Genomic DNA, 13,479 nt, shown 5'->3' on the forward strand with positions numbered 1-13,479 from the left:
TGGCCTATATCAGCCCCCGGCGTGCCCTCATGGATCCGAGTCTTCCCCAGCCCCTTCCGGATCGTCCGCCAGTGCCTCGTAGTCCGAGATCGACTCCTCCAGCCATTCCAGAAAGCTGGGGTAGTCCGCTTCTTCGTCCTTGTAGTGCTGCACAAGACGCCACTCGCCATCTGGATCAACGTCTAAAGGATCCAGGATCAGGCGCATCGGATTGATGTCCGACCAGCCGATCACCAGACCATTGGCGGCCGTTGCGTCGCCATCGCGGCCCACATCGCGCTGCCAGCGCTTGATCTTGGCAGCCTTGGCGCCGGCGAGCATCTCCTCGACCGACAGGAGCGCCGTCATGCCGTCCACCATTTGCCAGCCGTTGTGGAACGACAGGAACGCCCGGTAAGAAGGTGGCAAAGGCTTCCCGAACTTGGTCTCCAGTTGCTCGATCAACGACGCTGGCGCCGGTCCACCCAACTGCTGCCCGTCGGGCAGGTCAATCGCAGCGTAGTAGCGCGATCGGGCGGTCATGCCGTCGTCCACAGCCCGCCTCAGGCGAGCGACCATCTGCGGATCCATTGCAGCTCCTCAGCAATTCTTGGTGGTGAAACCGGTGGGGTTGGTGGTGCCTCGCTGGCGAGCGGCCTTGATCTGCCGACCGGATGCCCCATTGACCGCGCCGTCCAGCCACAGGAAAGGCCCTGCCACACGCCCGCCCAACTGGACCTCCAACGCATGGTCGGCCTCCATGCCAGCCGCAAGAGGGTTCGCGGTCTGCGCGCAAGCATCGTAGAAATGACTCGTTTGAGTGGACGGGTTGGACGCTGGCGGCCAACCGCTGGGACTCGGCTTGTTCCAGTCCCTCGCAAACTTCGCCGCCCAGCCGTTGGCGTTCTTGCGCAGTCGCCCCGCCGTGGACCGGGATTGAAGGTTGCCACGCTGCTTTGCCGCAGCGTCCATCTTCGCCGCCTTTGCTTTCATCTGCTTCTTCTGACAATCGGTCCAGGTGGGATCGCACTCCAGCACGATGATGCCCAAGCCACTCGGTGGTTGCTGATTGCCCGGCATCGTGCCGGAGTTCGACGGGCTGCCACCGTTGTTGGTCATGGCATCCCCGAGCAACTGGATGTTCTTGCCCTCGGCCTTGACATTCATTGAACCCGGGGCGACGAATTCGGTCTTCCCCTGGGTCTTGGACGAAACGATGCCGCCACCTGTTCCCTGGCTTGCCACGTCAGGCGACGGCTGGCTCATGTAGTAGGCCCCCTTGATCGCGACTTTCTTCCCTTCGATCTTGACGGTCGTGGTGGCGTCCGTGAGCCGGTCTTCCGAACGACCGAGGTTGGGCAGTGGGGTGGGAACGAAAGGAGCTGGCGGCCCTGGCATCTTGCAGACGTTCGGTAGCGTGGCCGGTGCCATGTCCATGCTGCCCTCCGTGACCGGGGTCTTGGGAGGATTGACGCCCACGCTGATCATGGTGAGGAAACCGCCGAGTGCAATGACAACAGCGCTGCCGACCGCAGGCCACCGTCCGAACCCGCCCACAGGATTGGCAACCCAGCGCGCCGGTCGCCGCGCTGCGCGGACGCTGCCGCCAGCGCAGCGTAGAGCAGGCCCGAGGCGGCCCCGACATCGCCCCAACAGTCGGCCGGGCAAAGGTAGTCGTGTGCGTCGACGAATGCGAGCTGATGGCGCAGCAAGGTGTATCCGAACTCCTCGTTGCGATGCCGTTCCCCATTCAAGTCGCAGTAGGTGGCCGTGATTGGCGATTGGGGCAGGCTCAATGCTTCGGCCAGACGTGCGACCACAGTTGACAACCCCAGCCCCACACACACTTCTTCGCTGTCAAGTGGCACGGGCTCGGTCGCTGTGGCGGCTGCAACCAGCCTGCCGAGGATGGGCAAGCCCAACTGTGTCGCGGCGCTGCGACTGACCAGCAGGCATGCTCCGGCGGCCTCGCCGGGCGGAAAACCGTTGCGGTTGGCGCTGGACATCAGGCGGCCACGCTCGTCGAGCCAGCTGAGGGTCTCGCCATCGTGGTACGAATCGACAGCCGCGACCAGACAACACTCGCTGGCACCACTGCTGATCCGGCCCGCTGCAGCTTGGAGCGCCATCAGCCCGGCAGCATGCCCCGTGGGCAGTGCGTGAATCGAGGACACCGGGAGGCGAGCGCTTGCCCAGTGCCAGGCACGACTCCGCATGTCTCCCGCGACAGACCCGGTCATACCAGGCCTGGGCTCTGGCAGGCCGAGCCATAGATCGACGGGCATCGTCGAACGCCAGGGCACGGGACACACCTGATCCAAGGCCGACGCTAGCATCCGCCCCAGCCGCTCGACCAGTGGCAGGTCGCATGCAAGAAAGGCGTCGCAGGCCAGGCCGACGGGTTCGCCGAACCGGTCCACGAAGCTCGGATGCAGCGAGATGGCCGATATCCCGGCACGGACGGCCGCGGCGGACGAGCGAACATCGAGACCAAGCGGAGTGTGCACGCCGATGGCGCAAAGGCAGACCTCTCGTTCCGGAGTCCCCCGCCAGGCCGTGCAAGGAATGGGCACCGCTTGAGGCGGCTGAATCTGGGCGGTCATAGCAGGCGCTTTTCCTTGACGATCGTGGCGTCGAGTTCATCCACTCGCCTATTGCATGCCATCGAGGTCTGCCAAGCCATCGTGAATCGACTCAGGTCGGGCTCGATGAGAACGGTGCACAGTTGGGCCCGATGTTCCACGTACCGGCTGCCAAAGCGAGTTTCGAAAGTGAGGTAGACCCTTGGCAATCGAATCGACAGGACGCCTTCACGTGACAGGTTCACGAGCTCGACAACTTCACCTCCCCGCAGAGGCTGAGGGAATTGCTGGTCAACGGGCGCGCAATGGTGGTATCGGGCGTCGAAATCAGCTGCCCAAAGCGGCGCACGCGTGGCCTGCCAATTGGCGTCGTAAGTGCCCGCCATGACACGCCTTGAGGTCCAGTCGCAGGAGACGCTGCCCAGTCCTGCAGGCGTCGGGTTGTCTTTCCACGACGAGATCAGCTGCCTCGGGTCTTCCACGTTCGGCAAATGCCGGCCAAAACAATGCTCTGCGCGGGTAGCAAATCCGGTCCCCACAGGGTTGCGCATGTCCAGCCGATGGTCGTCCGGATCACGCGCCTGACGATCCCAGCCACCATATGCTCGCTCATAGCAAATGGGCATCGACGCGAAGGGCCGAGGTTCCGACATTGATGGCAGCCCGACCAGGCTGCGCTCCCAGACACGATCGCCAAACACCCTCAATCGTTTCCTCGTGCCGGCCACGCCGAGCTGGACGTCGACCCAAGAGGCGCGACTCCCTTCCCGCGTCCAAGCGCAGCCATTGACGATCAGGTCCGTTCCAGGCTTAACACCCAGCAGATCGGACTCCTCCAGCAGACCGCTTTCGCCCACTTTCCCGGCGTACCTGGCCATCCGGCAGACCAGTCGCTGCTCATCTGCTAGGCAGATAGCACCGTTTCCCTTGATGACGTAAGTTGCCTTCACGACGACCAGCCAGATCTTGTTGCCCTCGCGATCCTGCACCCAGGTTCGGTCGGCGGCGTACGGTGTCGTGTTGATGACGGCCCACATGGTGAAGGAGGCCGTCAGTTCAGTGCGATGGCGCCACCCTTGATGCGATTGGAGCCCGTAGACTTGCTGATGACATAGGTACCCTCGATCACCACCTTGCCAGCACGCGTCAACGTGATGCTTGCCTTGCCGCACCTCAAAACGAGTTGATGCCGCGCGCTAATCAACATGCGTTCGCCATCTGCATCGACCTGCACCCGCACTGGCTCTTCTGCAGAAGACCAACCGGTACCGCAGCGCAACACGCCAATGACAATGGGTTTTTCGGGGTGCCCCCCCTCAAAGACCAGCAGCACCTGCCGGCCAATGTGTTCGGCATGCAGATCGACGCTGCTGCGGGCTCGGAGCAAGCCAAGTTCCTCGCCCGGCGTTGCAAATGGATTGGTCACCAATGGCGTCATGCCGTCATCCGTCATCGCGATCAGCTCGCTGATCTGCATGGACAACCCCGTTGCGATTTCGCCCGCAGCCCATGCATCGAAGTGTTCTCTCGCACTCATGTTCACTGGGTCCCTTCAGTTCTGAAGAATCTTCGAACCCTTCATCACGATGTCGCTCGAAGCCTTGGCATTGATCTTCCCCGAGCCGTCGATCGTGATGTCCTTGCCCTTGATGACGATGGTTCCGTCCTTCTTCATCGCGATGCTGGCGCTGCCAGTCTTGATCGTGATGGAGTCGCCGGCGTCGATCACCAGGTTCTTGCCGACCGTCAATGCGTCGTCGTCCGACACCGAGACTGAACGGCCCTTGCCTACCGTGGTGGCCTGCGCACCGCCCACGCTCACACTCCGGTCCGAGCCCACCGAGGTGTCCTGCTTCGCGCCCACGTTATTGCTCTGATTGACACCCACACTGGTGGACTGGGTCAAACCGACCGTAATGCTCTGGGCTGCACCCACCGCCACCACCTGCGCGGCGCCGATCACGATTTCCTGTGCGGCGCCAATGGCGATGGTTTCGTTGATGCCCACGGCGTGGGTGCGCTGCAGTGCCACCGTCGCCGTCTCGCTCGCGCTGACGGTGATCGAGCGGTTGCCGGTGATGGCGATCGTTTCGTTACCGCCCACGGTTTCGCTGCGGTTGGCGGCGATGCCGATGGTCTCGTTGGCACCGACGTTCTCGGTGCGATTCGCGCCAATCGTGATCTTCTCGTTGCTACCCACCTTCTCGGTCCGGTTCACGCCGATGGTGATCGTCTCGTTGTTGTCCACCGTCTCGGTGCGGTCGTGCTTCACATGCACGGTCTCGTCGTTGTCGATGGTCTTGGTGCGGTCGTGGCCGACCCAGTGGGTCTCGTCGTTCTCGACCTCGATGTCCTGGTTCTTCTCGGCGTGGATCCACAGCTGCTCTGCGCCGGCCTTGTCCTCGAAGCGGATGGCGTTGGCGGTGCCGTAGGCGCCGCCCTTGCTGGAGCGGGTCAGGATGCCGGACTGGGTGGCATTGGCGGGCAGGTCCCAGGGGGGCATCTGCATCGCGTTGTAGACGCGGCCGGTGACCAGCGGCTGGTCGGGGTCGCCTTCGAGGAAGTCGACCACGACCTCCTGGCCGATGCGCGGCACGTGCATCACGCCGAAATTCTTGCCCGCCCAGGGGTGGCTCACACGCACCCAGCACGAGCTGGTCTCGTTGTGCTGGCCATAGCGGTCCCAGTGGAACTGCACTTTCACCCGGCCGTACTTGTCGGTGTAGATCTCTTCGCCAGAGGGGCCCACCACCACTGCCGTCTGCGGGCCTTGCACAAAGGGCTTGGCCGTCTGCCTGGGCGGCCGGAACTGCTGGTCGGCCGGGATGGCGTCGAAGGTGCACTGGTAGCCGCCGGGCGCGCCGCCCTGGCTCTCGTAGCCGTCGACCACGGCGTTGGTGCGCATCGCCGAAATCAGGTACTTGATGTTCTGGTCTTCGCGCGGGTGCTTCTCCAGCGTCAGCACATGGCCGGTGGTGAGACCTTGGGCATTGGAGGCACCCCGCATGCTGACATAGGTGCTCTGCAGCTCGGTCAGGCGGTCTTCGTTGTACTGGGTGCCATCGGCCACCTGCAGGTAGTCGCCCTGGTAGTCGAAGGCTTCCAGCTTGTCGAGGTCATGCCCGCGGGGCTGCGTGGCCTTCACCGCGAGGCTGGTGGCCGGGCGCTCGAAGTCGTAGCTGGTGAGCGCCGCCTGGCCGGTCTTGACGCCGCAGCTGAACGACCAGTTCGACACGTAGTCGGCATCGGGCGGCAACTGGTCGGTGTTCTCGTGGTATGGCAGGCGCTCGCAGTGAGGCGCAGGGTCGTGCGCGGAATAGGCGTCCACCAGCACCAGCTTGTGTTCGGTGGCCGTGTGTTCGAAGTACCAGTAGATGCCCTCGTGCTCCAGCAGGCGGGCAATGAAGTTGTAGTCGGTTTCGCGGTACTGCACGCAGTACACCCACGGCCGGTAGCTGCGGTAGAGCTTGAACTCGAAATGGGCAATGGCGGTGTGATCTTCGAAGACCTTCTTGACGATGTCCGGCACCGTCAGGTCCTGGAAGATGCGGCAGTCGGTGGTGCGGGTGAGGAACCACAGCCAGGGGCGCACGGTCGCCTGGTAGGCGTGGTAACGCCCCCGGTGCGGCCCGATGCCGAAGCGGGTCACATGGCCGTGGAAGTAGCGCTTGCCGCCATCGCGCAGCGTGACGGCCACGCTCACGGTCTTGCCCAGCAGGTCGGTTGACAGGATGTCGGGCTTCTCGCTGAGCAGGCCCAGCTGCGTCTCGCCCAGCACACTGAGCCCACAGCCGTCGAACATCGATTCGAAGAGCAGGTCGTCAGGGGGCAGCGGGGAGCTGAGCGTGATCGAGGCAGACGGCATGAAGCGGCGCAGGCGCGAGTGAGGTCCTACGGTACGCAGGCCGCTTCGCACGCGAAAGCGACCAAAGTCACCCCGGCCACTTCAGTCATCGGCTGCCTTCAAGGCGCAGCGCAGTCCTCGGTGCGCCAGCGCCGGGCGGCTTCGTCCCACAGCACAGGCTGGACCGCACTGCCACTGGCCTTGCCAGGCTTGACGCAGAACCGGGCCTCGTAGGCCACGGTGCCATCGGCACCAGCCTCGGGCTGCGCGCCGAGTTCGACGCGGTACAGCGTGCCGGCCTGCAGCGGCGCGGCGGCGGTGCGCTGGGTGGCGCCTGGCGGCAGCGCGCCATAGCGCAGGCAGGCCTCCGGCCGAAGCTGGACCGCGCCGCCGGGCGGTCCGAACGAGAAGCCCCAGTCCTCGGGCGGCAGCGAGCGCCAGTCGGTGCGCTCACCATGGCTGATGCTGAGCGTCCACACGCGCATCGGGCCGGCCAGCTCGCGCTGCGACAACGCGAAGCAAGGCAAGCCCCCATCGGCCGTGACCTCGACCGAGCCCTTGCTGGAAGCGGCCAGGCCGCCGGCCGAGACCAACAGGCCGGCCAGTAACGCGACGAATGGGCGCCCGGCGAGCCTCATGGCAGGTTGCGCTTGTCCGAAGGGTTGGCAATGAACAGGCGCAGCACGGTCTCGAACAAGGCGCGGTCGTTGATGTGTTTGGTCTGGTGCATCTCGGGCGGGCGGCTGAAGTTCTTCACGGCCCAATAGTCGGACAACAGGTCGCCTTGCGCCTCCATGTTGTAGTCGCCCAGCGTCTTCTTCGCATCCAGCGTGTAGTCGTAGCCCAGCCCGATGCGGATGGCGCCGCGCAGCATCACCGGGTAGCCCAGCTGATGCTGCCAGACGTGCACCATCTCGTGCATGAACCACAGCGAATCGCTGAAGCCGGCGAGCGCGAAGTCTTCCTTGAAGCGCTTGGGGTTGAAATACATCTCGCCGTTGGGCGTCATCGCGGTGTCGTCCGGCTGCAAGCCGAACCAGAGGTACTCCTCGTTGTGCACCTTCACGCGGTTGTAGTCGACCGAGTTGCCGAACAGCGTGCGCGCCATGTCGCGCTCATTGACCGTCAGCCTGCGCCATTCGCCCTCGGGTGTGGGCCGGCGCACCGGCTGCACGCTGGGCCGCGGCGACTGGCCGCGCTTGTCCGGCAAGCCTTCGAGGCCGGCGCCGATGCCGGTGGCCACCAGGCCCGTCGGCCCGGGCAGCGCCGAGCGAAGGTCGAACGGCTCACCCCAGCCCACCGGCTCGCGCAGCGTGGGGCTGGTGGCACCGGGAATGCGCTGGCCTGCCATCAGGGGATTCTGCTCAAGCCGCAGAGCCGTTCATGGGCTCGGGGTCAATCGAACGCATATGCGAAATCGCCGTCCTGCACGCTCAGGCCCACCTGCCCGATCGCCTGCCCTTCCGACAGGCGGGTCAGGTACTCGCGGCTGATGCGCGGCAGCACGGTGTTGGTGAGGATGGCATCGATCACGCGGCCGCCGCTTTCCACCTCGCTGCAGCGGCTGATGACCAGCTTGACGACCGCGTCGTCGAAGCTGAAGGGCACGCCGTGATGGTCCTGCACGCGGCGCTGGATGCGGCCGAGCTGCAGGCGGACGATCTGCGCCAGCATGGTTTCGCTCAGCGGGTAATACGGGATGGTGACCACACGACCCAGCAGCGCGGCTGGGAAGACCTTCAGCAGCGGCTCGCGCAAGGCCTTGGCAATGCCTTCGGGCTCGGGCATCAGCTCGGGGTCGGCGCAGAGCTTCATGATCAGCTCGCTGCCCACGTTGCTGGTCAGCAGGATGATGGTGTTCTTGAAGTCGATGTAACGGCCCTCGCCGTCTTCCATCCAGCCCTTGTCGAAGACCTGGAAGAACAGCTCGTGCACGTCGGGGTGGGCTTTTTCCACCTCGTCCAGCAGCACCACGCTGTAGGGCCGGCGGCGCACGGCTTCGGTCAGCACCCCGCCTTCGCCGTAGCCCACATAGCCGGGGGGCGAGCCCTTCAGCGTGGAGACGGTGTGGGCCTCCTGGAACTCGCTCATGTTGATGGTGATGACGTTCTGTTCGCCGCCGTAGAGGGACTCGGCCAGCGCCAGTGCGGTTTCGGTCTTGCCCACGCCAGAAGTGCCACAGAGCAGGAACACGCCGATGGGCTTGTTCGGATTGTCCAGCCGGGCGCGCGAGGTCTGGATGCGGCGGGCGATCATCTCCAGCGCATGCTGCTGGCCGACCACGCGCTGGTTCAGCGTGTCGGCCAGCTGCAAGACCGCCTGCACCTCGTTCTTGACCATGCGGCCGACCGGAATGCCGGTCCAGTCCTGCAGCACGCTGGCGACCGCCGCTTCGTCGACCGTCGGCAGGATCAGCGGTGCGTCGCCCTGCAGCTCGCCCAGCTGCAGCTGCAGGCCTTGCAGTTCCGCCAGCAGGTCATCGCGCTCGGAGGCGCTGGGTGCGCCTTCGCCATCCTCCCGCAGCTTGGCACGCAAGGCCAGCAGGCGGTCGACCACGGCCTTCTCCTTGCCAAAGCGCTCAGCCAGCACCGCGTTCTCGGTGTGCGCCTCGTCCAGCGCAGCGGCCACGCGGCGCTTGCGCTCGGTCACCTCGATGCCGATGGCCGCTTCGCGGCCGATGATGGCCTGCTCCACCTCCAGCGCCTGGATGCGGCGCTGGTTGTCCTCCAGCGCCGGCGGCGTGGCATGCTGGCTCACGGCCACGCGGGCGCAGGCGGTGTCCAGCAGGCTGACGGCCTTGTCGGGCAGTTGCCGCGCCGGGATGTAGCGGTGCGACAGCCGCACCGCCGCGTCGATCGCCTCGTCCAGCAGCGCCACCCGGTGGTGCTGCTCCAGGATGCTGGCCACGCCACGCAGCATCAGCACCGCCTTCTCCTCGCTGGGCTCGCCCACCTGCACCACCTGGAAGCGCCGCGTCAGCGCCGGGTCCTTCTCGATGTGCTTCTTGTACTCGGCCCAGGTGGTGGCGGCAATGGTGCGCAGTTTGCCGCGGGCCAGCGCGGGCTTAAGCAGGTTGGCCGCGTCGCCGGTGCCGGCCGCACCGCCGGCACCGATCAGCGTGTGGGCCTCGTCGATGAACAGGATGATGGGCTTGGGCGAGGCCTGCACTTCGTCGATCACCGAACGCAGCCGGTTCTCGAACTCGCCCTTCATGCTGGCGCCAGCCTGCAGCAGGCCGATGTCCAGCGCATAAAGGGACACCTCTTTCAGCTGCGGCGGCACATCGCCCTGCGCCAGGCGCAGCGCAAAGCCCTCGACCACCGCCGTCTTGCCCACGCCGGCCTCGCCGGTGAGGATGGGGTTGTTCTGGCGCCTGCGCATCAGGATGTCGACGATCTGGCGGATCTCCTCGTCGCGGCCGGCCACCGGGTCGATCTCGCCCTGGCGCGCGCGCTCGGTCAGGTCCACCGCGTAGCGCTTGAGCGCCTCCTGCTTGCCCATCGCCGCGGGCGCCACCGCGCCGCTGGCTTCGCCGGGTTCGGCTCCCCCGTCGGTCGCGCGCATCTGCTGCTCGGGCGAGCCTTCGACGATGCGGGCGAAGTTGTCGGCCAGCTCGTCCGGCTTGATTCGCTCGAACTGTTTGGAGATGGACAGCAGCGCATTGCGCAGCGACGGCGTCTTCAACAGGCCGATCACCAGGTGACCGGTGCGCACCTGGCTGTCGCCGAACATCAGCGAGCCATAGACCCAGCCGCGCTCGACGGCGTTTTCGACCCAGCTCGATAGGTCCGTCACCGAGCTGGCGCCGCGCGGCAGCCGGTCCAGCGAGGCGGTCAGGTCCGCGGCCAGTTGCGAGGCGTCCAGGCCATGGTGCTTGACGATGCGATGCAGGTCGGAATCGGGGGTGTTGAGGATCTGGTAGAGCCAGTGCTGCAGCTCGACAAACGGGTTGCCACGCAGCTTGCAGAACACCGTGGCACCCTCGATGGCCTTGTAGGCCAGCGGGTTCAGCTTGCCGAACAGCGCAACGCGGGAAATTTCGGTCATGGAAGGCCTCCGTGGGCTTTGGCAACGAATGAGGTTTGCGGCCGCAGGCGCAGCTCGGCGCGCGGGGAAGTGCCGGAGCGGCCGATCCAGCTGCTCAGGCCCAGGCGCAGCCGGCGGTCCAGCCGCGGCGCTGGTGCCTCGCGCGGCTGCAGCGTGAGTTGCAGGTCCCACAGCAGGTGCAGGCCGGCGTATTCGCGCACCCAGTCCACCAGCGGCCGCCAGGCGCTGCCGCCGGGCAGGAAGGCCTGGTACTGCGCCAGCGTCAGCGGCCCCAGCACCACGCGGAACTTGAACTGCCGGTCCCAGACCTGGTGGCCGGCGTTGGCATTGCGGCCCAGCGCCGCCGGCACGGTGCCGACACGCTCGCTGCGGTTGCGCGCATGGCCCAGGCGGGTGCGTTCGCCCGGCGCCATTGGCAGCCAGTGCGGCACGCGCTGCTCGATGCGCGCCGGCACGCCGAAGTGCTGCCGCAGGATCTTCACCAGGCCTTCGGGCGAGCGGCTGGCCGCCCCCAGCAGCCCGGCATGGAACAGCCGCGCGTGATGCGGCAAGCTGTCCTGCGGGCGGATGCTTTCGTGCAGCCCGGTGCTGGCGCCCAGCCAGGTGGCGAAGCGGTCGTCGGCCGGGCGGTCCAGCTGCACGCAGGGCTGGGACTGGGCCCAGGCGCGGTAGAACAGCGACAGCAGGCGGTGGTGGAACACGTCCAGGAAACGCTGCAGCGTGGGGTCGCTGCGCTGGTGCAGGCGCTCGCGCACGTATTCGGTCAGGTGCAGCGGCAGCGGGCCTTGCGGGCCCATCAGGCCAAAGAAATGCACCGCCAGCCGCGGCATGCTGCCCTCGCGACTGAAGCTGGCCAGCATGGCCGGCGGAAAGCGCAGCTCCGCCGCCTGGCCCAGGCGCAACGGCTCCTGCCCCGGCCGCAGCGCGCGGCCAAAGCGCGGCGCGCTGGGCGACAGGCCTTCGATGCGGCGCAGCAGCGCGAAGAAGTCGTGCGCGTGGGGTGCGACCTCCAGCGAATTGAACAAGGCCTGCAGCGCCGCAGCCTGTTCCACCGCCTCTTGCTCCGCCTTTTCCACGGCTGATTCGCGTGCTGTCATGGCAGGTTCACGACAAACAGAACCCGTTCACAGCGCGCCTTCGCTGGCCATGCGCGGCGGCCAGCGCATCAGCTCGCCGCGCTGGGCCGAGCGCAGCGTCAGCTGGGTGAAGGTGTTGATCGACGCATAGCGCGCGAAATAGTGTTCCAGCACGCTGCCGAACAGCACCGCGCTGCCGCCCTGGAAAGCCAGCTCGTCGAGTTCCAGCACCAGCTCGGCGCCGCTGCCGAAGGTCAGCCGGCCCCCACCAGGCAGGCGGCGCACCACGGTGCCGGCGCGCAGCGTGCGCACGCCGTCCACCATGCGCAGCCAGGCCGGGTCTTCCGGCGGGCCCTGCAGCACCAGCAGGCGGCGCAGCATCGCCGCGGCCTGGGCCGGGTCGTCGCCGGCCAGCGGCAACTGGCGCTGCGTCAACAGGCTGACCAGGCTCCAGCCCAGCTCGCCGACCGGCCGGCGGCTCTGCGGGCGGGTGGGCCCGCGCAGCGCCGTCACGCGCTTGACCGGGCCGGGCGAGTCCAGCCGCCAGAGCGACGGGCCACCCGCCTGGCCCGGGGGCAGCAGCGTCGGCAGGTCACGGTTGGTGACCCAGGCAGAGACCGAGAGCTGGCGCACGTCTTCGCGGTACGGCGCGTGCTGCGGGTCGACCAGCGAGAGGAATGCTTCCTCGCCGATGTAGCCAGAGCGCGGGCCGTGCTGCTTCTGCCGCTCGGACATCAGGCGCGGCTCGCGGCGCAGCGTGTAGAAGCCCGAGGGCGCTGCGCCCTCGCCCTGCCCCTGGGCATGCGCGCTGGCGTACAGCGGCTGGAAGGCCTGCTGGCCGGCGCGCGCGGTGCCGAAGCCGACGACCGATTCGAGGCTGTGCACCTCGAAGTCCATCGGCCGCGTGCGGTCCGCCACCACGTGGTATTCCCAGGCGCCGGGGCCGAGCTGGATGCGGTCCAGCCGCTTGCGGAACAGGTTGATCGCCGGGGTGCAGAACAGCGACAGGCTGCCGGCGTCCACCAGCGGCTCCAGCGCAGCGTCGCCGCGCGAGAACAGCAGCACCAGGTCCGCCTCATCGCCCGGCACACGCGCCAGCCGCGTGGCCAGCTCGCCCACCTCGAAAAACAGCAGCCGCTGCGGCAGCGCGGCGAATTCCTGCAGCAGCCGGTGGCCGGAGAAGCCGCGCTGCAGCTCCGGCAGCAAGGCCTCGTCCGGCCCAAAGCCTTGCATGCGGACGCTGGCGGCGTCGCACCATTGGGCCAGGGCCTGTGCGGCCGGCGCACCCGGCACGTGCACCCAGCTGCCCATCACGGCGCTCTGGACCAGCTCGTGCAGCCGGTGGGCCACGTCGTCTGGCGCGCTGATGTGCAGGCTCAGGCGATCCAGGCCCTGCAGCTGACGGAAGCTGGCGCCACCGCCACAGCGCAGCCGGATGCGCAGCCCGCCCTTGGCGCCCAGCGCGGGCGGCAGCTGCTTGAGCGGCAGATCCGCGCCATGGGTGAAATATTGAACCGAAGCGATCGCTATCGGCCACAGCGTGACCGCCTGCGCGGTGCGGAATTCGCAGCGCGTGTCCTGCCCGCGAACCAGCTCGGCCGCGATGGCGCTCGCGCGTGGGACCTGGTAGCCGCCCAGCAGGTTCGGGTCGGTCAGATCCGCCTCCAGGCGGGCCACCATCATCGACGGCAGCGGCGCGAGGAAGTTCGGGTAGATCGATTCCAGCAGGTGGGCGATCAGCCGCGGGTGCTCGGCGTCCAGCTTCAGCTGCACGCGGGCCGCGAGGAAGGCAAAGCCTTCCAGCAGCCGCTCGACATACGGGTCGGTGACCGCGATGCCTTCCATGCCCAGCCGCGACGCGATCTTCGGAAAGTCCCGCGCGAACTCGGCCCCGACCTCGCGCAGATGCGCGAGTTCGTCGGTGTAGTGGCGGAGGAGTCGGGGGTCCATG

11 protein-coding genes are annotated in these 13,479 nt (G+C 66.9%); all 11 read right to left on the minus strand.

The window, feature by feature from the left end; translation table 11 throughout:
- Window positions 1–27 precede the first annotated feature (27 nt).
- The 11 genes from AC3WR5_RS29935 to tssF all read right to left on the minus strand — a co-directional run bounded on the left by AC3WR5_RS29935 (window position 28) and on the right by tssF (window position 13,478).
- On the minus strand, window positions 28–570 hold the full coding sequence (locus AC3WR5_RS29935) for an SMI1/KNR4 family protein (protein WP_492489225.1): 543 nt from the start codon (window positions 568–570) through the stop codon (window positions 28–30).
- A gap of 9 nt (window positions 571–579) precedes the next feature.
- Complete coding sequence (locus AC3WR5_RS29940; protein ID WP_492489227.1) at window positions 580–1,467, minus strand: PAAR-like domain-containing protein; 888 nt, start codon at window positions 1,465–1,467, stop codon at window positions 580–582.
- Window positions 1,464–2,582: a hypothetical protein gene (locus tag AC3WR5_RS29945; protein WP_492489228.1), complete on the minus strand. Its 1,119-nt coding sequence runs from the start codon at window positions 2,580–2,582 to the stop codon at window positions 1,464–1,466. The genes AC3WR5_RS29940 and AC3WR5_RS29945 overlap by 4 nt, the downstream gene beginning before the upstream one ends.
- A complete protein-coding gene (locus tag AC3WR5_RS29950; RefSeq protein ID WP_492489229.1) occupies window positions 2,579–3,598 on the minus strand; it encodes a DUF2169 family type VI secretion system accessory protein in 1,020 nt (339 codons plus the stop codon). The genes AC3WR5_RS29945 and AC3WR5_RS29950 overlap by 4 nt, the downstream gene beginning before the upstream one ends.
- Before the next feature lie 14 nt (window positions 3,599–3,612).
- A complete protein-coding gene (locus AC3WR5_RS29955; RefSeq protein ID WP_492489231.1) occupies window positions 3,613–4,098 on the minus strand; it encodes a DUF6484 domain-containing protein in 486 nt (161 codons plus the stop codon).
- A gap of 15 nt (window positions 4,099–4,113) precedes the next feature.
- A complete protein-coding gene (locus AC3WR5_RS29960; RefSeq protein ID WP_492489233.1) occupies window positions 4,114–6,426 on the minus strand; it encodes a type VI secretion system Vgr family protein in 2,313 nt (770 codons plus the stop codon).
- Window positions 6,427–6,524: 98 nt separating this feature from the next.
- Window positions 6,525–7,043: a hypothetical protein gene (locus AC3WR5_RS29965; RefSeq protein WP_492489234.1), complete on the minus strand. Its 519-nt coding sequence runs from the start codon at window positions 7,041–7,043 to the stop codon at window positions 6,525–6,527.
- Window positions 7,040–7,756, minus strand: coding sequence for a hypothetical protein (locus tag AC3WR5_RS29970; protein WP_231013009.1), 717 nt, complete (start codon window positions 7,754–7,756; stop codon window positions 7,040–7,042). Before AC3WR5_RS29970 ends, AC3WR5_RS29965 begins: the two co-directional genes overlap by 4 nt.
- Window positions 7,757–7,800: 44 nt before the next feature.
- The gene (tssH, locus tag AC3WR5_RS29975; protein WP_492489236.1) at window positions 7,801–10,452 is read right to left on the minus strand and encodes a type VI secretion system ATPase TssH; all 2,652 of its coding nucleotides are present in this window, start codon (window positions 10,450–10,452) and stop codon (window positions 7,801–7,803) included.
- A complete protein-coding gene (tssG, locus tag AC3WR5_RS29980; protein ID WP_492489239.1) occupies window positions 10,449–11,549 on the minus strand; it encodes a type VI secretion system baseplate subunit TssG in 1,101 nt (366 codons plus the stop codon). Before tssG ends, tssH begins: the two co-directional genes overlap by 4 nt.
- A 27-nt stretch (window positions 11,550–11,576) precedes the next feature.
- Entirely contained in the window at window positions 11,577–13,478 is a 1,902-nt protein-coding gene (gene tssF, locus AC3WR5_RS29985; RefSeq protein ID WP_492489241.1) for a type VI secretion system baseplate subunit TssF, read from the minus strand.
- Window position 13,479 lies beyond the last annotated feature (1 nt).

Source organism: Ideonella sp. FW305-24 (assembly GCF_058788035.1).